Raw genomic sequence first — 23365 nt, 5'->3', positions numbered from 1 at the left:
ACTTACTAATTTTCAAACCTAATATTTATGGAAACTTTTATGAACATCCCATTCTTCAAAGCCAACCCCGACATTATTAAACCTTATGCTCTCATGGATTTGGACGACACATTATTTCAAACTCAGCGTAAAATCGATGCGTGGGATTTACCTACTGCTGAATCTGAGAACTTGGTTTGCGCGACGGTCAATAAACAAGGCGAACCGCTAAGCTTTATGAGTCAGCGCCAGTCCGCCTTTTTCAATTGGTTACTTACCAGCACTGACTTAATAGTGGTGACTGCCCGTGACCGCAGTGAAATTAAACGCGTTAAATTGCCCTTTAACAGTTGGCAAGTATTGACCCATGGTGCAATCATTCTAACGCCCGATGGTGAACTGCTCGATGCTTGGCAGCAGTATATTCATGAGCAGCTTTTGCCACTACAAAAACAGATAAACCAACTTGCTGAATTAATCCTTGAACATAGCGGTCAAGACAACCTAGTATTTACACTGCATACCGATAGATTTATCAATGATGAACTGACCATTTATCTAGCGATTAAACATGCACAAAAAGACCATCAACTTTTGGCAAAGTTGGCAAAGCAACTACCGATACTGATACCGAATTTTGCTGAAAATTTTTACGTGCATGTGAATGCAAATAATTTGGCAATATTGCCGCATAGCGTCCACAAGCGCCATGCAGTGCAGTTTTTATTAGACAACCATTTGGACAATCAGCGTCCGAGCTTTGGTTTTGGTGACAGTCTGGCAGATTTACCATTTCTGCAATTGCTCGACTGGTACGGCATGCCCAATCATGGTCAGCTACACGAGCAACGTCATGCTTAGTAATAAACAGGCAAATTCACTGTCATCACAACGAGTGCTAATATCCTACTATGACTTTAAATAATACAAACATAAAAAGATCACATTTAAAAAGCTATGGCTCAGGCAGCTATCTTGCCCGCGATGTGACTGTCTTGCTCGATATCGTTGATAAAAATGCCGTTGCCGATGTGCCTGTCAGTCAAAAAGAAGCGCTTATCCAAAGTGGGCAACGTCATTATTCGGATATGTTGACGTTAGAGCAGGCACCAAGTGCAATGCATGAGCAGCTATACGCGCAGGCTTTAGAGCAAGGGTCGACGAGAACGGCTACGGATATCGCCAATTTGGCTTATACCCTACATCGCGCTTTTCAAGACACAGTTAGTGATGAGCATCCATTAATATTAGTCAGTTTGGTGCGAGCAGGTTTGCCGATTGGCGTATTGTTACAAAGAGCGCTTACTGACACAGATAGCGACTATAATTTGCCAACTGCGCATTATGGTATCAGTATCATTCGTGACCGTGGTCTTGATCCAATCGCCTTACAAATGCTGCTAGAAGCTTATCCAGATAGCCCACTCGTCTTTGTCGATGGTTGGACGGGCAAAGGGGCCATTTATCAAGAACTGACCCGCAGTTTAGAGACATTTAGTAACCCAAGTCATGACCATTTTGATAATATTTTCCATCAAGGTGTGGGTGTTATTCCGCTACTCACACTTGCTGATCCAGCAGGCGTTGCTTGGTTGGCGGCTAGTGAAGAGGATTGGTTAATTCCATCAGGACTTCTAAACAGTACAGTATCAGGACTGATTTCACGTAGCTTGTACACCGAGCCGCAATCGGGTCTACATCGTAGTGTCTTTTATGATAACTTAGTTGCAGCGGATCACAGCTTAGCCTTTATTGATCGCATCGATATAGTACGGCGCGATTTAACCAAAGCGCCTCAATGCCTGCCAACGTTTAATCAGCCGCGCTATCAAACTGCTGACTTGATAGATCAGCTGGCAGCAGACTATGATATTACCAATCGCAACCGTATCAAGCCGACGATTGCAGAGGCAACGCGGGCAATATTGCGCCGTGATCCTGAACGTATTTTATTGGCGACCGCTGAACATCCTGACACCGAGCTACTGCGACATTTATGTGAACAACGAAACATCACTATCAGTGTATTAGGTGATAAAATACTGCCTTATCAAGCCATTACTCTCATTAAACAGCGCACCAAAGACAGTTAAATCATTGCTATGTTTAGAATAATGTATGAATCCCTGAATTGTCTCAATGAGCAATGCCAATTAATCATACATTTTACGATTACTCACTATTTACGATGCCGATTATGTCAGATATGCAAAATAACAAGTCAAACCTTTATACCCATACCCAGTCTTACGCGCATCTAATTACTGAGCGTCATTCTATGGTCAGACCAAACACGCATCATCCTTATCAGCTGGGTGCAAGCCTTTATATGCCTGCAACTCGCCAAGATATTTGGCAAGTAATCAGACGTGATAAATTGCCAACGATTAATAGTATTATTATTTGTTTAGAAGATGCCGTCAGTCATAATGATGTCGAATTGGCACTTGAGCGCTTGCAGACGCTGCTTCACACATGGGCCACACATGTCGATAGTATCAACGATCCATCGAGACACGTTGGCCCTCAATCCAAGCAGCAAACTCAGCATCCGACCCGCCCATTGGTGTTTATACGTCCACGCAATCCGATGATGCTACAGCAACTGGCTGACTATACCCATATCGATCTTATCGATGGCTTCGTCATGCCAAAAGTCGATATGTTCAGCTTATCCAATTGGCGAATGGCCTGTCAGAATTTAAGTGCCGATCAGTTGCTCATGCCAACACTTGAGACCGCTGTATTATTTGATCCGCATCACAATCAAGAGCTTGCTATTGGCTTTAAAGAAGCTTTCAGTCAGCCCGTTTTTGCCCTGCGTATCGGTGGCAATGACTTATTTGCCACGCTGCGACTGCGCCGACCAAAAAACAGCATCGTCTATGATACGCCCATCGGTACTCTTGCCTATCAATTACTTGGCTGTTTTGTGCCGCACGGCTTTTATTTGACAGCGCCAGTCTTTGAGTACTTAGATCAGCCTACGCTCTTTATGCAAGAACTGACTCATGATGTCAGCTTGGGATTGGTCGGCAAAACCGTCATTCATCCCAGCCAAATTGCATTGGTACAGCAAGCGTATTGTGTACCGTCGAGCACCTTAGATGAGGCGCAAGCGATACTGCATAGCGAAGCCAAGGCAGTGTTTAAATACAATAATACTATGCTAGAGCCAGCCACGCATCGCGCTTGGGCAACTGAAATAGTTAATCGAGCCGGGGTCTTTGGCACTATTGACGACGGTAATAGCGAATACAGCTCACGACTTTAGTTGTTCAACACTTAGCTTTTATATTTGTACCAAAAAAGCCGCTATCATGATTTGATAGCGGCTTTTTATTTGGCAGTATCCTAGCGTTTTAAGGTGTTTTGACTATATTAGAAACCTGAATACTAAAAACCAAGCCTTAGAAGTTAAACGTTAAATACTGTTTTCTAAAAACTGACGCATCACTCGATTTACCTGTTCAGGCTCCTCGACTGTCGAGGTGTGACCTGCACCTTTAATGATCGCAAGCTTTGATCCTGCAATGGCAAAATGCATACGCTCAGACTTTGGATAAGGGGTTGCAGCATCTTCATCACCCACGACGATGAGTGTGGGTGTTGTGATGTCTCCCAGCTGCTCATAAGTGCCAGTACGCTCAATAACTCCCATCGTCGCCTGAACCACTCCGCCCTTGCGATTGCCTTGTAGCATCGTGAGCCACTGTTTGCGATCGGATTTGCGCAGCTTGTCTGCTAAAAAAGTACTGCCAAACATAATAGGCATGATTTTGTTACTCACGCGCTTGATACCTAACCAGCGAATGGCTTTTACAAGCTTGCGATAATGCGGCACGTTTTTAGGATCTTCAGGATCAGCAGACGTCTCTAAAAGAATCATCGACAGTAAAAGCTCAGGACGCTTAATAGCAATACGCTGTGCGATAAAGCCGCCCATTGATAATCCGACAAAGTGACACTTATCAATACCCAGCGCCGCAAGCAATCCAATGGTATCTGCCGTTAATGTTTCCATATCGTAGCCTGACTTAGTGATCTGCGACTGCCCTTGTCCACGGAAATCAAAAGCGATACAACGATAGTCTTTTTGAAAGTGTTCGACTTGCTTATCATACATCCGCGTGTTCCATAGGAGACCATGTGCAAACACCATCACTGGCTTTTGCATCTCATTTGGTGCGCTGTCTTCATAATGAATATTGACATCATTAATTTTTATCGTTGGCATAAACGTTTCCTTTATTATTAGGCAAATTAGATATGTAGGCTTATTAATGAATAAATCTTTGATGCAGGTCTTTGCATTTAGCATAGTCCATTAACGATTCAGGTAATAGTGTTTTTATGATTCATCTGCCTTTAGTCAATCAATCACCCTATACTTGTACTGCCATTCCATACATTTGACCAGCATTTCTGTGTGTCTTAAGCGCCCACAAAACCCGCTTTTATAATCATAGTAAACTGCTATAGTAATCAGCATTGCGTTATTTATTACCAACATTTTGTACAATTATCTTCAGGGCGTGTCCTCAATCTGAACAAAAGCGACTAAATGGGTTAAAAATAGCTAAATCTTGCCAAACTACGTCAAATAGCTAGTCAATATCTCGATATTACCTGCACTATTTTCCTTGTTTGGCTGCCATTTATCTTATTTTTATCACCATTTTCAGATTGAGGACACGCCCTAGTACATACATTTAAAACAGTCTTTCAAAATGAGGAAATCTAAGATGTCACAGCCGATAGTCGATTATCAAGTGAACAACCACATTGCGACCATTACTTTTAATGATCCAAAAAGTCTCAATGCCTTTGGCACGCCCTTAAAAAACAACGTAATTATAGCGCTGGATAAAGCGGCGACAGATGATCAAGTACGAGTGATTATCTTGCAAGGGGCTGGTGGTAATTTCTCAAGTGGCGGCGATATCAAAGAGATGTTATCTGAAGGATTGGACAAGGACATTATTTCAAACAAACTACAAGGCATGGTAAAAGGTGCAGGAGAAGTCAGCTTAAAGCTACGTAATGTCCATAAGCCAATCATTGCTAAATTGGAAGGCGCAGTGGCAGGTGCTGGTATGAACTTAGCGCTCACGTGTGATTTTCGTATCGCCGCAGACAACGCAAAGTTTGTTCAGGCTTTTGTCAATATCGGTTTGATTCCCGATGCAGGCGGTATTTATTTATTGAATCAATTAGTTGGTGCGGCAAAGGCCACTGAGCTTGTGATGCTGGGTGATAAGCTTAAAGCGGAAGATATGGCTCGCCTGAATCTAGTGAACAACGTGGTTAGTGCTGAAGAGCTAGACGCCACCGTACAAGCATTGGCCCTAAGGTTGAGCCAGTTGCCAGGTAAAGCCCTAGCCTCTATGAAACATATGTTCAATGTACATGCTTTTATGGGTTTGAACGAAGCGCTAGATATGGAAGTGGAACAACAGACAATGATGGCAAAAACCGATGACTTTATAGAAGGTGTCAGCGCTTTTATAGAAAAGCGTAAACCTGTTTATCAGGGTAAGTAATTTATAAACCCAAAGGCCTTTTTCAGTGAAAGTGCTTTTGGGCTTTTCGGTTTAGGTATGCGAATTATATTTTATAGATACTTTAGATAGCTTCTAAAGTTAAACGACATTCGCAAATTTATTTTGCTGGCGGACCCCATTGATTGGTTTCAGAATTAGTTTCGATAGCAAAAAACATAAGTAACATAATGAGACCTATGAATGGTACTACAGGTATCAAAATCCACCACCCTGAACGACCAGTATCATGTAATCTGCGAACACAAACTGTAATACTAGGCACAAGCATACCAAACGCTACGCCTACATTAAAAGACTCTGATTCTGAGCCAAATAACACTGTGTCTAATATAATCGCAAGCACTGTCAAACCTATTTGTACCAAGACAAAGTACCAAAATTCTTTACGACGAGCGCGACCAAAAAGATTGGTATAGTTCTTCATACTTTTCTTAAACCAATCAACGATGCCTTAATTTTCTTCCACGTTGTGACGGTCCACAATCACAACTTTTGTTAATGATGATGGTGTCTTTTTATTAAGCATATTCTATGACCCATGAACTCTACCGCTAATAATAACTAAAGGTAGAAGTTGCACTTTGAGTTTTTCGATTGTTAACTTCGATTATAAGCATGCAATAAAAGTTTATAAACGTTTATTATCGTATTTCTAATAAACGAATAAAAACCCCGCATCATCACGATACGGGGTTTTTATTTAAATAAGAATGATAAAACTTAAAAACGTTTAGCCTAAATTTGAACCAAGATTAGGTCAACTGAGCAACATTAATTTTATCGGCTTCTTCAGTGTAATCAGTCATACGGTCAAAATTCATGTACTGATATACTTCCTCGCCCATGCTATCAAGCATGCCAGCATACTGCTGATACTCTTCGTTCGTTGGCAATTTACCAAGTACCGCGGCTACAGCTGCAAGCTCCGCAGACGCTAGGTAGACGTTAGCGCCCTGACCTAGACGGTTCGGGAAGTTACGAGTTGAGGTCGATACCGCTGTCGATTTCGGTGCGATACGCGCTTGGTTACCCATACATAGTGAACAACCTGGCATCTCAGTACGAGCGCCGGCTTGTGCATAAATGTTGTAATAGCCTTCTTCCATCAACTGACGCGCATCCATCTTAGTTGGTGGTGCAATCCATAAACGAGTCTTGAGGCTACCCGCTGGTACGTCTTGTAGCAGTTTACCAGCAGCACGGAAATGACCAATGTTGGTCATACATGAACCGATGAACACTTCATCAATGGTGTCCCCTGCGACGTCAGCCAATGTTTTTGCATCATCTGGATCGTTCGGGCAGCAAAGAATTGGCTCTTTGATCGTGCTCATATCGATTGTCATATCGATCGCATATTCTGCATCTTCGTCAGCACGCAATAGGCTTGGTTTTGCTAGCCACTCTTGCATTTGCTCGATACGGCGGCTGATCGTACGCGCATCGCCATAACCTTCTGAGATCATCCACTTTAGAAGCGTGATATTTGAGTTTAAGTACTCAGTCACTGATGCTTCAGATAGCGTGATGGTACAACCAGCAGCACTACGCTCAGCTGATGCGTCAGATAGCTCAAATGCTTGCTCAGCCGTTAGATCTTCTAGGCCTTCGATTTCAAGAATACGACCATTGAATTCGTTAATTTTGCCTTTTTTATCAACGGTCAATAGACCTTCTTTGATTGCTTGATAAGGAATTGCATGGACTAAGTCACGTAGCGTGATACCAGCCTGACGTTCGCCAACGAAACGGACACGGACAGATTCAGGCATATCAAGTGGCATAACACCAGTCGCTGCAGCGAATGCAACCAAGCCAGAACCGGCTGGGAATGAGATACCCATTGGGAAACGCGTATGCGAGTCACCACCAGTACCAACGGTATCTGGAAGTAGCATACGGTTCAACCAGCTATGAATAATACCATCGCCTGGACGTAAGCTTACACCGCCACGGTTCATGATAAAGTCAGGTAGCGTGTGTTGAGTTTCAACATCAACTGGCTTTGGATAAGCAGCTGTATGGCAGAATGACTGCATCACTAGATCTGCTTGGAAGCCCAAACATGCCAAGTCTTTTAGCTCATCACGGGTCATCGGACCAGTAGTATCTTGACTACCGACGGTGGTCATTTTTGGCTCGCAGTACATACCAGGGCGAACGCCTTGTAGACCACAAGCTTTACCAACCATTTTTTGTGCTAGCGTAAAGCCTTTACCCGTATCAACTGGTTCTTCTGGCTTGGCAAAGATATCTGAATGACCAAGACCCATGTATTCACGAGCGCGATTGGTTAGACCACGACCAACGATCAATGGAATACGACCGCCAGCACGAACTTCGTCAAGCAACGTTGGAGAATTTAGCTTGAACGTAGACAATACTTCGTCAGAATCATGCTTGGTGACTTTGCCTTCGTACGGATAGATGTCAAATACATCACCCATGTTTAGGTTGTCGACCGCTACTTTTTCGATTGGCAATGCGCCAGAATCTTCCATAGTATTAAAGAAGATAGGAGCGATATTGTTACCCAGTACTAGACCGCCACCACGTTTGTTTGGCACGTTAGGGATATCATCGCCCATTAACCAAAGTACTGAGTTGGTCGCAGATTTACGGCTAGAACCTGTACCGACAACGTCACCAACATAAGCAAGTGGATGGCCTTTTTCTTTTAGCGCTTCGATTTGCTTCATCGGGCCGACAACGCCTTCGTCATCAGCAGTAATGCCGTCACGAGAGTTTTTGTGCATGGCCAATGAATGCAATGGGATATCAGGGCGACTCCATGCGTCTTGCGCCGGTGACAAGTCATCGGTGTTGGTTTCGCCAGTGATTTTAAACGTGGTGTAAGTTGTTTTTTCTGGTACGGCAGCACGGTTCAAGAACCATTCTGCATCCGCCCAAGACTGCACCACTGATTTTGCGATGTCATTACCCGCTTCGGCTTTTTCAGTCACGTCATTGAATGCATCAAATACCAGTAGCGTTTTTTTCAACGCTTCAGCAGCATCTTGTGCGACATCGACGTCATCTAATGCCGCAACCAATGGCTGAACGTTATAGCCACCTTGCATGGTGCCTAAGATTTCGACTGCTTTTTGCTTGCTGATAAGTGATGACGATGTTTCACCTTTAAGAATAGCTGCCAAAAATGCCGCTTTAACATAAGCCGCTTGGTCAACGCCCGCAGGAATACGGTTTTCTAGCAAGTTCATCAAGAAAGCGTCTTCGCCTGCTGGAGGGTTTTTTAATAGCTCAACCAACTCTGCTACTTGTTTTTCATTCAGTGGTAGCGGAACCGTTCCTAGCTCAGCACGTTCTTCGACATGTTTACGATAAGCTTCTAACACAATAGTCGTCCTCGTCAGTTGGGGGTTTAGCACATTACGTGGGTAGTCGACATGACTGCCTGCGTCAATATACTAGATAGAATAATTATTCGTGCAATCATAGCTCAAAACGGTCAAAATGTTAACCAGCAAAGCGTCCTGTGATGTCCATAGCCAACATTTATTATAAAAATATAAGGTATTTTCAGAATGTTATTTATCTTTTTTATACTAAAAAACCAAACACAGTAATATAAAACGGTTGGATGAAACTTGGCGTGATGTTTGCTATAATCCTTACACAAATTCTACTGCCTCTTTTAGAAAATAATAAACAAAACCCTTATCCTACAAAGGTTTAGGATTGTTAGGGTTTAGGATAAAACTATGAATTCACTCGCTGTACAAACGCATGTCCCTGCTGCCAAAGCCAAACCCAAAAAAGCCATCCAAGGCGAAAAACTGCGTGGCTACGATAAAGTTGCGCGTATCCCAATTAAAGTGATTCCGACCATTGAGGCCAAGAAAAAGCCAGATTGGATTCGGGTAAAAATGTCGTCACCTGCCGAAGTGGCACGTATTAAAGCCACGCTGCGTGAGCAAAAGCTTTATACCGTCTGTGAAGAAGCGGCCTGCCCTAACTTGCCGCAGTGTTTTGCTGATGGTACGGCGACCTTTATGATTATGGGTGATATCTGTACCCGTCGCTGCCCGTTCTGTGATGTCGGCCATGGTCGTCCAAATGAGCTAGACGCTGATGAGCCGCGTCATACTGCCGAGACGATTTTAGGCTTGCAGCTGAAATATGCCGTTATCACCTCGGTTGACCGTGATGATCTAAAAGATGGCGGTGCTAAGCATTTTGTTGAAGTATTAGAAGAGTCAAGAGCGCTTAGCCCAAATTGCTTGATTGAAATACTCGTACCAGATTTTCGTGGTCGTATGGATATCGCTTTAGACTTGCTCACTGAAACCGCGCCAGATGTGTTTAACCACAACATCGAAACCGTACCACGCCTATATAAAGCATTCCGTCCAGGCTCTGACTATCAGCATTCACTTGATTTGCTCAAGCTCTATAAAGAGCGTCGTCCTGATATCGCTACCAAATGCGGTTTTATGGTCGGCCTTGGTGAAACTGAAGAAGAGATTTACGCCCTTCTTGATGACCTAAAAGCGCATAATGTGGATATGATTACTGTTGGTCAGTATCTACAACCTAGCAAAAACCACGCGCCAGTTGACCGCTATGTTCACCCAGACGAGTTCCAACGCTATATGGACTACGGCAAAAAGATTGGTTTCTTTAACATTTGGGCAGGCCCGATGGTACGCTCAAGTTACTTTGCCGATCGTCAGTACTATGGCGAAGATTGCCCAGCACCCATTCGTAGCAAAAAAGCCTTAGAAGCTGAAGGCAAACTTGGCTGTTAAGCTATTTTGCTCACTAGGCTAAGACAACACAAGTATTAAGCATAAAAAAAGGTGAATGGCAGATATCTGTCATTCACCTTTTTTATAACTTTAAAAGCATTTTAACACCAATATAGTCGATCCACTGTGAAGTAGATACAGTGCTACTGAGGTAAATTTTGTGTAGCCTCTGTCTGCATAGGCACAGCAAGCAAGGAAAATTTGTCTCAGTAGCTCGTGATAATATTTGTATCTCTTTTATCTAGGACTAGCAATACTTAAAATATTAGGATTAAATCGCTTAAACACTTACAGAGGCTGCTGGCGTCTTGCTGGCTTTAATGTTGAGCGCAGCAATTCCCAATATAATTACACCACCTATTAAACCGGTAATAAGCCCAGGATAAATCAGTAGTAAAGCACCAATGGCCAATACGACACGAGTCGCTGTATTCATATCACCCTTAAAATAACCCTCTAAAGCCGCGCTTAAGCCAATTACCCCAATAACAGAGGTCAAGACCGCCGTCACGATATCAATAATAGGTGGTAGCGGGAATTCTTTCGCGGTTACTGCAAGACCTGTGGGATCTATCATCAACATAGCAGGATTATAAATAAACATAAATGGAACGATAAATCCGGCCAGTGCTAACTTTAGCGACAAGAATCCTGTTTTCATAGGATCACCACCCGAAATACCAGCCCCAGCAAAGGCAGCCAAACAGACAGGCGGGGTAATATTGGCAAACACTCCAAAATAGAACACGAACATATGCGCTGATAAAATAGGGATATCAAATCCTGCTAAGGCTGGTGCCGCCATCGTTGCCGTAATAATATACGCAGGAATTGATGGTAGACCCATTCCTAAGACCATCGACGCAAGCATGGTTAAGATTAGAGTGAGCAATAGAGATCCTGCGCCTAAAGTCACAATAGAAGAAGTCATCACCGTACCAAAGCTCGTTAAGCTTACGACGCCAATGATAATACCTACTACCGCACACGCTGCCATTACCGCCAATGATTGGCGAGCGCCATCTTCTAAAGCGCCTAAAATATCCTTAAACCCCATTCGCGTTTCTGCTCGTAGCATACTAATCACGACGGTAAAACCGATAGTGTAAGCGGCCGCATAACCAACGGGCACATTTCTGATCAATAAGAAAATCAAAAAGACGATTGGTAATAGCATGTGACCACGGGCTTTTAACACCTCTTTTACCTTGGGTAGGCTCTCTTTGGCAATGCCCTTTAAGTCACGACGTCCTGCACGAAAATGAACCTGAGCGATGACGCCCAAATAATACAATATCGCTGGTAATAATGCTGCCAACGCAATCGTGCTATACGGCAATCCTGTAGTCTCTGCCATGATAAAGGCACTCGCACCCATAATAGGCGGCAATATCTGACCACCGACTGAAGCACTTGCCTCTACCGCACCCGCAAAATCTTTATGATAACCAACTTTTTTCATCAATGGTATAGTAAAAGCCCCTGTACTGACGACGTTCGATAAGGCTGAGCCGTTGATGCTGCCCATAAAACCACTTGAGATAACCGCAACTTTTGCGGGTCCACCTTTTTTATCGCCTGCCAGCGCCAAGGCTAAATCATTGAATAGCTGACCCATTCCAGAGCGTGCCAAAAATGCCCCGAATAAAATAAATAAGAAGATAAAAGTTACCGACGCCCCGATCGCGACAGAATATAAGCCTTCCGTTTTTAAAAACAATTGACCAAAAATATCACCAAAATCATAAGGACGAGTCAGCAGTCGGTTGGGCATAAAATCTAAATGACTGATGAATGGATACAGCAAAAATATCGATGCCAATATAGGTAGTATCCAACCAGTAATTCGTCGGCTGCCCTCAAGCACACAAATGACCGTAATAATAGAAAATATCACATCAACTGAGTTTGCCATTCCGCCACGCGTGGTAACAATGTCTTGATATTCGTAGATAAGATAAGACATGCCAGATAAAGACAGAACAAACCAAATCCAGTCATACCATGCTACTCGCTTGCGACTACTTTTTTTACTGGCTGGAAAAATTAAAAAAATCAGTGCAAAACCAACGCCCACATGCACAGCGCGTTGCAGCAATGATGGCATAGGGTTAAAGGTAATGTATAGATGGAATAGTGAATATAAAATACAAACTACAGCGATAATATATTTCACTGGCCCATGAGTGATATGACGCGTAATTGATTCACGGTCGTATTTTTCTAATATTGCTTGAGTGAGGCTAGGATCAACGTCATCATTGACATCAGTATTTTCATGAAGGTCGGGTTGCTTTGACAATTTAGCGTCATCGCTGGGAACAGTAGTGGCGCTATTGTGATCCATCACTTGGGAGTTCATGACAAAAATCCTTATTGAATCTATCGATTAGACTATACGTTTTAGGCGTAATAGTTACTTCAGAATAATCTGGCACCCATTGATGAATCAAAATGCGATAGTCAGCATAATCAATCTCACCTTTGGTCAGCCTAGATACCACCCAGTTAAGACTGGGCAGTCTCTCGTTAATTTGATACCCGACATAACCAGGTTTTTTTATGGGAGCAACACTTTCAGTGGACGGTGTACCCGCTCCGAAAGCTTGAAAGTAGGTGGTCGTTAGCAGTAAGCCATCTGTCTCACGAAGATATTGTTCTTCCCACCATTGTTTCTCTACCGAATGCATCCAACGCAATTGAAAATTGGGCTCAACAAAATAACAAACCAAAGCATCGGTTTTATCATCGCCTTTAACTTGCACTTCGATGACAGACTGGCGTGTAGAAACAGAAACCGCCCACAGTATCGATATAACCAGCGCAACCATCAGTGTTACGCCAGCTATTAACCACCATTTCTTATTGTGAGTAAACATAGCGGCTTATTTAGCGGCTTGTTCATCATAGTATTTTTTAGCACCCGGATGAATAGGAGCAACCATACCCTCTTGAGCCGTCTCTAAACTAATATCCTTAGCCGCTTGGTGGGCGTTTTTTAAACCATCCAAGTTATCGAATAATGCTTTGGTCAGTTTATAACCATCATCTTCAGAGATATCAGAACGAATTAACAAAGCGTTCATGACCGCTGTTGTTGGGATGGGTTTATCATTGCCGTAAGTGCCGGCAGGAATCTCAAAAGTCTTGAAGTAAGGTTTGGTTTTAATGATCTCTTTAAGCTTGTCTTGATTGATAGATACCAGCTGCAATTTTATGCCTTGCTCCAGCTCCAATAATGATGAGTTTGGTAGCCCACTACTAAAAAATGCTGCTTCAATTTTGCCTGCTTTCATCGCATCTGCGGCATCAGCAAAGCCTAAGTAATCAACGGTAACATCGTCATAAGTTATACCAAAACCTTCTAACAACGTTCGGGCATTAACTTCCGTTCCAGAGCCTTGATCGCCAACAGCAATGCGCTTGCCTTTTAAATCTTCGATGTTTTTGATGCCAGATTTTTCTGAGGCAACCAATTGAATGACGTTTGGATATAGTACGGCCACTTGCTGAATATTGGTTATAGGTGCTTTAAAATCGTTTTTACCTTCGACAGCGTCAGTAACAACGTCACTAAGCGCTAGCACCATATCTACTTTACCTTGTGTCAATAGATTAACGTTCTCTACTGAGGCGCCTGTGGTTTGCGTTTTAGCATTGACCCCAAAGGTTTTGGCATAAATCTCGGCCAAAGAAGTACCAATAATATTATAAGGACCTGACGCACCACCTGTAGCGATGGTAACAAATTTGGTTTCAAGCTTATCAGTGCCTGCGGCACCATCGGTTGCAGTACCTTCAGCTGCGGCACTCTCGCTATTTTCTGAGCTTGGAGATGAGCATGCTGTTAGACCCAAAATGGCACTTAGCATCGCTGATAAAATTAATGGAGATTTTAGAGAATGGTGCATTGAGTTCATCCTTGAAGTAATCGGTTTAAGAAGTAATCGATTTAAAGTGTCTAACTGCATTAATAATGAATATTAATACATTACAGACCCGTAATAGTATAGTAATCCTTGTAATAAATAAACCGCTATCTATTTGATCAGAAACTGTTTATTTTCCTAAATACCACTTACATTGTTTTGCTAAGCGAAACAATGTTTCATTAATCAATCTATTTAATCAAAAATCAATCTTCGTGTAAACCTTTATCGTTACTCAATGGCTAAGAAATCAACAACCAAACTAATAATGACGAACACGATCGAAAGCGGCTACATTAGCAAGCTAGGGTATAGTCAATCCTATATTGAACCGACTATCGCGCTATATTTTGCCACGATAAATAATGATAACGCTGCAAATAGCGCAGATAAATAACAGGATATTGATTGGCTATTTGACGCAGTTTGGTAAGATTTAGCCGTTTTTAGCCCATTTAATCGCTTTCGTTCAAATTTAGAACACGCCCTAACCTATCGATTTGGAGCTCGTATGACATCAAACATAGTAGAAGACATCAAACATCTATCCGCTGACATTGCCATCATTGGCGGTAGCGGTCTTTATCAGATGCAAGATTTAACCAATAAACGCAGTGTTAGCATATCGACACCTTATGGCAAACCCTCCGACGATATCGTCTTAGGTGAATTGAATGGCGTAGCGGTCGCCTTTCTCACTCGTCATGGTCAAGGTCACAAACTCACCCCTTCTGAGGTGCCTTATCGAGCCAATATTTATGCGCTAAAAACGTTGGGGGTACGCTACGTCATTTCGGTATCGGCGGTGGGATCACTAAGAGAAACACTTAAACCCTTGGATATGGTCATACCCGATCAAATGATTGATATGACTAAGCATAGAAAAAGCAGTTTTTTTGGTGAAGGTGCGGTGGCACACGTCGCGATGGCTGATCCTTTATGTCCTAAAGTAGCTGATATCCTAACGCGTGCTTATACTCAGGCGCAGATAGATGACGGCCAATGTCATGCAAAAGCCACTTATGTCTGTATCGAAGGGCCACAGTTCTCTACTCGTGCAGAATCAAACTGGTATCGCCAAATGAACGCTGACATCATCGGCATGACCAATATGCCAGAGGCCAAGCTTGCACGTGAGGCGAGTATGGCTTACGCGACGCTCGCACTAGTGACGGATTTTGACTGCTGGCATCCGACTGAGGAAACCGTCAGCGCTGATTATGCTATTCAGAATTTGATGAAAAACGCTGATAATGCACAGCACGTTATTAAGCAAGCGGTCGCCCTACTCGCAGCAGAACAGCCGGACTCCATTGCTCATACGGCTTTAGCTCAAGCATTGGTAACGCCAGTAGAGGCGATGAGCGATGAGACCAAGGCCCGACTTTTAGTATTATTGCCTTAATAGTAGGAATTTATGATCAACAAAAAAGCCATCAAACTATCGTTAACCTAATAGGATCAACCAAATAGTTTGATGGCTTTTTAGCTATCATTTAGCTTATAACCATCAAGCCAGCCTTGAGGTAAATATTGTAAATCTTCAGGCTCATCGATATCAGGCAAAGGCGCTAACAACTTTACAGACCAGCTCAATTCTGCCAAGCGCTGTTGAGTGATCTTTGCTACGCTCGCCGTACTCCATTCGATATCGCTAAATAAACGAGCAGCAACTTGTTTAAAGCCAAACAGCACATAACCCCCATCAAAAGCGGGAATCATGACGCTATCTTGAGTTTCTAACTGCTGGGCCGCCTGTCGAATACGAGCGGCGGTGAGACTAGGACAATCCGTACCGATTAATAAAACCTGTTCAAAACGTTTCGATTCGAGAGGTTGTAAGGCACGCCGACTGGCAGTTAACATACGCAAACCCAAGTCGCCATCTGCTTGCGCTGACCATTGCAGCGAGTCAGACAAATCAAGCGCCTGCCAGCAGGGATCAGTTGGCGCAGGACTGACACATAACTCAACCGTAAAGCCAGTAGCGACGGCTTGTTCTATACTATGCAATAGCAGTTTACGCGCCATTTGCGCGGCACCTTCAATGCCAAGCGCGGGTTGCAAGCGCGTTTTTGCCATGCCTTGTGCAGGGAATTTGGCGAAAAGAATAATACAGGTTTGTAGTTTTTGATTCATGATAAGAGTTTATGCTTTTATTTATAATAACGCTGTTTGATATTATCAGCCGAAACCCCGCGCCAATAATCAAAGCGTAGATGCCACATCAAAAGAATCGTCCGCCAAGTGCCATGCTGTTGCCAACGCCTTGCCGACGTAATGACTTTATTTTTGAGACGAGCAGGTGTAGCAATACCCTTTAACTGCATACCTTTTAGTTGTTTGCAGAGCTCGACATCTTCCATCAACGCTTGGTTAGGATAACCACCAATTTGCTCAAATAAAGATTGGCTAATAAAAATCGCTTGGTCGCCTGTCGCAATTCCACTCAACTTTGAGCGCCAATTAATCATCTGACTGACCAATTTTAGCATGAGCTGACGACTGTCTATTCGCACATCAAAACGTCCCCACTCTGCTCGTTTCATGGCTGCAGAAATACTCTCTATCGCATCCATTGGCAATTGCGTATCGGCATGCAAAAACAGCAATATCTCACTAATGGCTAACGCTGCACCTGTATTCATTTGTAGCGCGCGCCCTGCTTTAGACTCAGTCATTTGCCAATCAATTTTACAATCATTATCAGGCATTAACTCATTAATAAAACTTCGGATTATGTCAATAGAATCATCTGTTGAGCCACCATCGACCAATATCACTTGCTGCGGTTTTGGATTTAGCTTGTTGATATTCGTAAATAAATAAGCCAGATTACCTGCCTCATTGAGTACTGGAATAATGATAGAAACCGTTGCCATAACCGTCATAGTTCGCAGTACCTGCCTTTTTATTTTTTGTTCAAATTCCAGTTATAATCGGTATAACCAATTTTCGTTTTGCCTGCTTTTAGATCAGCCGTTTGCGACTTATCAAGCCCTAACGAAGCATTATAACGAGCCAAAAACCCTTCTAGATTATTCGTACCGCGCCAGTTAGTCTCGAAGTCTTCTTTATACCATTTAAAAATTGGTGATATCTCCAGCGTATTACCTTTGAGACGATTACGACTACTATCTGCGAGAAATTTACTGGTCACTTGCTCCAACTGTTTATCCAATTTACTACCTGTAAAAGCATCATTCAACAATGCTGGACAGCCAATACTCGCACAGTTTACGGCAAAGTGAATACGTGGTTCGTTATAGCGTTTTGAGCCACGGATTAGATTGTGCTCGATGTCATCAAGCGAACGCTTTTTGCCTAATAGCGTGACAAAATCTTGTTTCCATGGCGAACCAAATATACCGCCGATATCTTTAATCGACTTGATATTAGGATACTTGGTCAAAACTAGCTCTACAGTACCCGCGTTATAGACGTTGATCAAAAATGCCAATTGCTCCTCTTTACTCCAACCGTTAAATTCCGACTGGCTGACTTTGCTAGTCGCCGCCATGTAACTATCAAGTTTGCTTTTATCCGCTTTCATAGCATTATAATTAACGACAGACGCTTTGCCACCGTTAGTCATGGTGACATTTTTATTGAGCAAGCCATCCCAAGTGCTATGATTAAAATCGGCATAACTGGCGACACTGGCTAACAAAATAGAAGTGGCCACTGCCGTTTTGATCAATAAGCGACGGTTTAAAAAAGAGCTTGTATCATTAAATCTTGAACTATTAAATCTTGAACTATTCAGTACTGACATGAGTCACTCCGGTTAAATTGATGATACTTTTTCTATCGTATGCTCTGTCATCTCTTCTTCTAGCGCGCCACCGCAGCTACTTCCCTGTCCTGCCGTACAGCCATAGCAATGATCTGCGATGGCAATGTCATCGCCAGCAGGATTTTGAGTTAATAAATCGCTTAGATACCGGCGTGATTGGTTGCGCACTGGAATCTCTAATTGCTGGTTAAAATCACAATCAAACAACTCTCCTAACCAATTGACACTGATGGTCGATCGACACATGACTTCGGTTAAATTGGCAGCCACGTAATTAGCCTTGAGCAAATCCATATAAGGATGGAATTGTTTTTTGGCCAATAACACCGCACCAAAGCGCTGAATCGGCATATTGGTCAAGGCAAATAACTGATGAAATTCGATATCGAAATGTTCTTTTAACTCACGCTTGTAATCTGCTTCTAGTTGTTGCTGATTGGGTGGTAGCGTGGCACCTTGCGGGTTATAAACGAGGTTCAGCGTTAAGTTTGAGCCAGCTTTGCCATAACCTAAGGCGTTGAGCTTATGCAGTCCCAATATACTGCCATCAAACGCGCCCTTGCCTCGCTGCTTATCGACATTTTCTAATGAATAGCATGGCATTGAAGCCACCACTTCGACCTCATTGTCTGCCAAAAACTGCGCCATGTCCTCATAGCCTTCTTCCATCAGGATAGTCAAATTACAGCGATCAATTACTGTTACATCCAAGGCACGCGCAGCTGTGACCAAATACTTAAAGTCTTCATGCATCTCAGGTGCACCGCCGGTTAAATCAAGCGTCTCGATATTTTGTGCTACTAATACCTGTAAAATCAACTCAACCAACTCACGTGACATCATCTCTGTCCGATAAGGACTGGCCGCCACATGACAATGCACACAAGACATATTACATAAGTAACCCATATTGACTTGTAAGGTCGTTAGCGACCGACGTTTAATCGCTGGGAAATCGGTGTGTTCGAGTAATTCGATAGTTGATTTCATAATGGTATAGAACCCAATGGTTGACCCTCGTTAATCTCAGAAGGCATGAATAAGCTTTGACTTAAACAACCTTTATCTTATAAGTTCACTGTCAAAATACAATTAATCATACCTTATTTTCTCTCTCGAATTTTCATTAATATATTTTTTATTTCTATTAACATTAAGCATTTAGCTGATTATAGCTTGCCTGCAGCAGCTTTTTCTCGACACTACGAAATGCTGATCGATATACTGTTTTAGGTAACGAATACAGCGATTTTAAGTACAAAACCCAGCGACCTTGACAGCATTTACCAAAAGCAAAATTTTTGTAGCGATTGTCTTTATAGATATTTTTTTAGGCAATTCAGTGCTTAGGGCGTGTCCTCAATCTGAACAAAAGCGACTAAATGGGCTAAAAATAAAACTCTATAGAAATGAAAACATAAGTTAAAAGCATTTAAAGCAAGACTATTGTACGATAGCGGCATTGCAGTCAATAATATTGAGCTGATAAGGCTTTATAATTAAATTAACAGCACCATTTATTCCAAAAATAAAACCCTATTAGCGGCTTACTCTGCGATACAGTCATATTGATCATAAGTGCAGTCGTAGTCGTTAAACGCTTAAAAGCTGTTTATTTTTACTCTCTAACCATGCAAGGATTTTACGCTTATGAGTACCTCTGACCAAATTACCTCTTCTGACAATATTCACTATTTGCATCATGTTTTTTTTGAACCAAGCAATAAAGACACCGCTGTAAAAGCCACTTTATTGATTGTGCATGGTATGGCAGAACATGGTGGTCGCTATGCAGATTTTGCTCAGTTTTTAGCAGACAATGGTGTTGCAGTGGCTACTTATGACCATCTTGGTCATGGTCAAACCCTTAAAACAGAAGCAGATTTGGGCTTTTTCGGTGATGAGCACCCAGTACAATCACTACTGAAAGACGTTATTGTAATGGCAGATAGCTTAAAATCTCGCCATCCTAACGTGCCACATTTTGTCATGGGTCATTCCATGGGCTCTTTTATTGTACGTAACGTGCTCAAGCATCATGCGCATAACTTCACGGGTGCCATCTTAATGGGTACGGCAGATGCCAATCCATTGACCAAAGTATTGCTACCTGTCAATAAAATACTGGCGAAAGTTGCTCCTAGACAGCCCAATACTTTGCTTGCCAATGCTATGAATAAGGTGCTCAATACCAAACTTAAAAATCGCACCTCTTCATCACAATTTGCTTGGTTAAGTGAAAACATTGCCAACATTGACGCTTTTGAAAGTGATCCAATGACAGGCTTCGCCTTTACTAATAATGGCTTTATGACCTTGTTCACCTTGATGGAAGCGGGTCTCAATAAAGGCTGGTCTACGACCATTGCCAAAAGCTTTCCAATGCTGTTTATTAGCGGCGAAGATGACCCAGTTGGTAATATGGGTAAAGGTATTCGCAAGATCGTCACTCGTCTCAATAAGCAAAACTTTAGTCACGTAGATATCCAGCTTTATCCAAACATGCGCCATGAGCCATTGCATGAAAAAGACAATCAAACTGTCTATCAAGATATCTTAGAGTGGATAGAGAGCAATACTGCTGACAATTAAAATCTGTGGCGATGTTTGCGTCTAACTTGTTTGCTAAAAGTCGCCAAATTAGCGACAATATGGCAAGCAAATTTTTCGTCCCAGTCATACTGGCTATTTAACGATAATATTTTATTTATATTTACCTTTCATTAATTTTAGGAATCTTTATGTCATTACAACAAATCATCGAGCAAGCTTTTGAAAAGCGTAACGAATACAGCCCAACCACGATGCCACAAGACGTGCGTGACGCTATTGAGCAAGTGCTAGCGCAACTAGATAACGGTACGTTGCGCGTTGCAGAAAAAAAGGATGGCGAATGGGTCGTAAATCAGTGGGCCAAAAAAGCGGTACTACTATCATTCCGCCTAAACGACAATTACGTCATGTCAGCGGGCGAGCATGTGCAGTTCTATGACAAAGTACCAACCAAGTTTGCTGATTGGACCGAAGCACAATTTAAAGAAGCGGGTGTTCGCGTTGTGCCACCAGCCATTGCACGCAAAGGCTCTTATATCGCAGCAGGTGCTGTATTAATGCCATCCTACGTCAATATCGGCGCTTACGTCGATCAAGGCGCGATGGTAGATACGTGGGCAACAGTCGGTTCATGTGCCCAAATTGGTAAAAACGTGCATTTATCAGGCGGTGTTGGTATCGGTGGTGTATTAGAGCCATTACAAGCCAACCCTACTATTATTGAAGACAATTGCTTCATCGGGGCGCGTTCTGAAATCGTTGAAGGCGTGATCGTCGAAGAAGGCGCAGTCATCTCTATGGGTGTATATATCGGTCAATCAACCAAGATTTATGACCGCGAAACGGGCGAGATTCATCGTGGCCGTGTACCAGCAGGCTCAGTCGTCGTACCGGGTAGCTTACCTTCAGAAGATGGCACGCACAGCTTGTATGCGGCTATTATCGTGAAAAAAGTCGATGCGCAAACCCGTGCAAAAACATCCGTAAATGAGCTATTACGTTTGGCCTAATTTTAATCAATATTCAGTGCTTTAAAATATGCTCGCTCAAAGGTGTTTAGATTTTTCTAAGCACCTTTATGCTGTCAGTCATCGTTGCTTTTAAATGTACTACCAATTTTAGACAACCTATCTTTTGAGTGAATTAATAATAGACGCTTCAATTTGTCATCAACCATACAGGCAATGACAAGTTCAGTGACAAAATGAGTGAGAAAGTAGATGAAAACAGCAGAGCAACGCAAAGCCGACTCAATTATAAAATTGGTACAACATGAGGTGCCCTATATTGATTGGCTCCCACATATTGAGGCAGCCGATGAGACTGTTCTTAAAACCAAAGAAACCATTGCCAAGCGGGCTATCGCTTGTTTGATTAGTATTCAAGCGGCGTGCGATCGGGATAATGGCAGTTATACGCCTGAAAGCGCTGAGTGGTGTTTGGACTTGATCCAACAGTTTGAATTGGGACAAGTACTCACCCCTCAAGAAGTTAAAATACTAAATAATGAAGGGGATGAACAAGACGTCATCAATATGATTTGGAAGTACGAAGCGTACTGGTCATTATTATGGGCGTTGGGTTTGGTCGAGCAATTGGACTTTCCAAATGACACCGTCGATTGCGATTACGCAATAAGTGTGGTGTCTCAATGCGACAATTTTGACGCGTTTATGCAGTCTGTGACCCTACGCGATTTAGAAACAGTTTTGGACGAAGCAGACTTGATCTACCGATACCATTGGGCCTGTGTGGATGCTCGTATCAATCAGCGAGAAATACCGAGTGGTATGATTGAAAGCGTCGTGTCAGAACGTCGTGCAGGACTTGACTGGTTGATTCATAGTGATGCTGACTGGGACAATCCTGAACGTTCCACTTAAAATGGGTTAATCTTCGCAAACTAAGATTTGCTGCCCGATATCAGCGTATAATACCTGCGACAAAAGCGGTGAGTATTAACCTATTCATTCGTTTTTAATCTTTTCCTTTATTAATAATCCTATACTGTGTCTTTCTATGTCAATTTTACGCAATGCTACCATTCCTGTCACTGACCCTGAAGCGGGTCTACGTTTAACAGAGATTTTTTACTCCTTACAAGGTGAAGCCCTAACCTCAGGCTTGCCGACCATATTTGTCCGCCTTACTGGCTGTCCGCTACGCTGTGTCTATTGTGATACCGAATATGCATTTACGGGCGGCGAACGTCAGTCATTAGACACCATTATAACGACGATCAAAAGCTATCCTTGTAAGCGTATCTGCCTGACTGGCGGTGAGCCTTTAGCCCAGCCAAATGCCATTGAGTTGATGAAACGTTTGCTTAGCGACAACTATGAAATATCTCTTGAAACAGCAGGCGCACTAACCGTAGAAAACGTACCGCCAGCCGTCAGTAAAGTGATGGATCTCAAAACGCCAAGCTCAGGCGAAGTCGATAAAAACTTATGGTCAAACCTCGACCATCTTACTCAGCATGACCAAATTAAATTCGTCATTATGAACATTGAGGACTACGACTGGGCGAAAGCCAAACTGTCTGAGCACAAACTCAATGAGTTGGTCGGCACGGTTTGGTTTTCTCCGATGTTCAACGTCGCTGATGATGTCGATAAAGAGACTGGCCCCGATGTGCCCGTATTGGCGCGTGAACTTGCAGAATGGATATTATCTGATGCTCTGCCCGTACGCTTCCAATTGCAACTACATAAGATTATTTGGGCAGATGCCAAAGGCAAATAAAACACTAAAATTCGAGTAGACAATTTTAAT

Annotated in this window: 20 protein-coding genes; 10 read left to right on the top strand and 10 right to left on the bottom strand. The window is 42.8% G+C overall.

Annotated features, from left to right (window positions below):
- The first annotated feature begins 39 nt into the window (after window positions 1-39).
- The 3 genes from JMX48_RS04270 (at window position 40) to JMX48_RS04260 (ending at window position 3253) form a co-directional block, all read left to right on the top strand.
- Window positions 40-840, top strand: a complete 801-nt coding sequence (locus JMX48_RS04270; RefSeq protein ID WP_201534754.1) for an HAD hydrolase family protein — start codon at window positions 40-42, stop codon at window positions 838-840.
- A 50-nt stretch (window positions 841-890) separates the two neighbouring features.
- Entirely contained in the window at window positions 891-2072 is a 1182-nt protein-coding gene (locus tag JMX48_RS04265) for a cysteine protease StiP domain-containing protein (protein ID WP_201534752.1), read from the top strand.
- 104 nt (window positions 2073-2176) lie between these two features.
- The gene (locus tag JMX48_RS04260; RefSeq protein ID WP_227687895.1) at window positions 2177-3253 is read left to right on the top strand and encodes an HpcH/HpaI aldolase/citrate lyase family protein; all 1077 of its coding nucleotides are present in this window, start codon (window positions 2177-2179) and stop codon (window positions 3251-3253) included.
- A gap of 150 nt (window positions 3254-3403) precedes the next feature.
- Here JMX48_RS04260 and JMX48_RS04255 read toward each other — a convergent pair whose 3' ends face one another.
- Window positions 3404-4216, bottom strand: a complete 813-nt coding sequence (locus JMX48_RS04255; RefSeq protein WP_201534750.1) for an alpha/beta fold hydrolase — start codon at window positions 4214-4216, stop codon at window positions 3404-3406.
- A 508-nt stretch (window positions 4217-4724) separates the two neighbouring features.
- Here JMX48_RS04255 and JMX48_RS04250 point away from each other — a divergent pair.
- Window positions 4725-5522 carry an enoyl-CoA hydratase/isomerase family protein gene (locus JMX48_RS04250; protein ID WP_201534748.1) on the top strand — a complete coding sequence of 266 codons (798 nt, stop codon included), beginning with the start codon at window positions 4725-4727 and terminating at the stop codon, window positions 5520-5522.
- A 118-nt stretch (window positions 5523-5640) separates the two neighbouring features.
- On the opposite strand, the gene JMX48_RS04245 is transcribed toward JMX48_RS04250, so the two are convergent.
- Both JMX48_RS04245 and acnB read right to left on the bottom strand, forming a co-directional pair.
- Entirely contained in the window at window positions 5641-5967 is a 327-nt protein-coding gene (locus tag JMX48_RS04245; RefSeq protein WP_201534746.1) for a DUF805 domain-containing protein, read from the bottom strand.
- Between the two features lie 328 nt (window positions 5968-6295).
- Window positions 6296-8899 carry a bifunctional aconitate hydratase 2/2-methylisocitrate dehydratase gene (gene acnB, locus JMX48_RS04240; protein WP_201534742.1) on the bottom strand — a complete coding sequence of 868 codons (2604 nt, stop codon included), beginning with the start codon at window positions 8897-8899 and terminating at the stop codon, window positions 6296-6298.
- 366 nt (window positions 8900-9265) lie between these two features.
- On the opposite strand from acnB, the gene lipA reads away from it, so the two are divergent.
- Window positions 9266-10312: a lipoyl synthase gene (lipA, locus tag JMX48_RS04235; RefSeq protein ID WP_201534739.1), complete on the top strand. Its 1047-nt coding sequence runs from the start codon at window positions 9266-9268 to the stop codon at window positions 10310-10312.
- Between the two features lie 280 nt (window positions 10313-10592).
- On the opposite strand, the gene JMX48_RS04230 is transcribed toward lipA, so the two are convergent.
- The 3 genes from JMX48_RS04230 to JMX48_RS04220 are packed head-to-tail and all read right to left on the bottom strand — an operon-like array spanning window position 10593 to window position 14223.
- Window positions 10593-12674, bottom strand: a complete 2082-nt coding sequence (locus tag JMX48_RS04230) for a TRAP transporter permease (protein WP_201534736.1) — start codon at window positions 12672-12674, stop codon at window positions 10593-10595.
- The gene (locus tag JMX48_RS04225) at window positions 12646-13191 is read right to left on the bottom strand and encodes a DUF1850 domain-containing protein (RefSeq protein WP_201534734.1); all 546 of its coding nucleotides are present in this window, start codon (window positions 13189-13191) and stop codon (window positions 12646-12648) included. The genes JMX48_RS04230 and JMX48_RS04225 overlap by 29 nt, the downstream gene beginning before the upstream one ends.
- A gap of 6 nt (window positions 13192-13197) precedes the next feature.
- The gene (locus JMX48_RS04220; protein WP_201534732.1) at window positions 13198-14223 is read right to left on the bottom strand and encodes a TAXI family TRAP transporter solute-binding subunit; all 1026 of its coding nucleotides are present in this window, start codon (window positions 14221-14223) and stop codon (window positions 13198-13200) included.
- 529 nt (window positions 14224-14752) lie between these two features.
- Between JMX48_RS04220 and mtnP the strand changes: the two genes are divergently transcribed.
- Complete coding sequence (mtnP, locus tag JMX48_RS04215; protein WP_201534730.1) at window positions 14753-15646, top strand: S-methyl-5'-thioadenosine phosphorylase; 894 nt, start codon at window positions 14753-14755, stop codon at window positions 15644-15646.
- Between the two features lie 80 nt (window positions 15647-15726).
- Here the strand turns inward: mtnP and JMX48_RS04210 are convergent, their stop codons facing one another.
- From JMX48_RS04210 to arsS, 4 genes are read right to left on the bottom strand one after another with little or no spacing between them, the layout of a single operon-like run.
- Window positions 15727-16380 (bottom strand): TIGR04282 family arsenosugar biosynthesis glycosyltransferase, encoded by a 654-nt coding sequence (locus JMX48_RS04210; protein ID WP_201534728.1) that lies wholly within the window; start codon window positions 16378-16380, stop codon window positions 15727-15729.
- A gap of 17 nt (window positions 16381-16397) precedes the next feature.
- Complete coding sequence (locus JMX48_RS04205; protein ID WP_227687894.1) at window positions 16398-17123, bottom strand: TIGR04283 family arsenosugar biosynthesis glycosyltransferase; 726 nt, start codon at window positions 17121-17123, stop codon at window positions 16398-16400.
- Between the two features lie 29 nt (window positions 17124-17152).
- Window positions 17153-18016, bottom strand: coding sequence for a DUF547 domain-containing protein (locus JMX48_RS04200; protein WP_201534723.1), 864 nt, complete (start codon window positions 18014-18016; stop codon window positions 17153-17155).
- 12 nt (window positions 18017-18028) lie between these two features.
- Complete coding sequence (gene arsS / locus JMX48_RS04195) at window positions 18029-19027, bottom strand: arsenosugar biosynthesis radical SAM (seleno)protein ArsS (RefSeq protein ID WP_201534721.1); 999 nt, start codon at window positions 19025-19027, stop codon at window positions 18029-18031.
- A 660-nt stretch (window positions 19028-19687) separates the two neighbouring features.
- Here arsS and JMX48_RS04190 point away from each other — a divergent pair.
- The 4 genes from JMX48_RS04190 to queE all read left to right on the top strand — a co-directional run bounded on the left by JMX48_RS04190 (window position 19688) and on the right by queE (window position 23335).
- On the top strand, window positions 19688-20629 hold the full coding sequence (locus JMX48_RS04190; protein WP_201534719.1) for an alpha/beta fold hydrolase: 942 nt from the start codon (window positions 19688-19690) through the stop codon (window positions 20627-20629).
- A 149-nt stretch (window positions 20630-20778) separates the two neighbouring features.
- Entirely contained in the window at window positions 20779-21600 is an 822-nt protein-coding gene (gene dapD, locus JMX48_RS04185) for a 2,3,4,5-tetrahydropyridine-2,6-dicarboxylate N-succinyltransferase (protein ID WP_201534716.1), read from the top strand.
- 210 nt (window positions 21601-21810) lie between these two features.
- Complete coding sequence (locus tag JMX48_RS04180) at window positions 21811-22473, top strand: DUF4272 domain-containing protein (protein WP_201534713.1); 663 nt, start codon at window positions 21811-21813, stop codon at window positions 22471-22473.
- Window positions 22474-22609: 136 nt separating this feature from the next.
- Window positions 22610-23335, top strand: a complete 726-nt coding sequence (gene queE, locus JMX48_RS04175) for a 7-carboxy-7-deazaguanine synthase QueE (RefSeq protein WP_201534711.1) — start codon at window positions 22610-22612, stop codon at window positions 23333-23335.
- The last annotated feature ends 30 nt before the right edge of the window (window positions 23336-23365 follow it).

The sequence above is a fragment of the Psychrobacter immobilis genome, assembly GCF_904846225.1.
Lineage (GTDB): Bacteria > Pseudomonadota > Gammaproteobacteria > Pseudomonadales > Moraxellaceae > Psychrobacter > Psychrobacter immobilis_F.
This window is presented reverse-complemented; position numbering and strand designations above follow the sequence as displayed.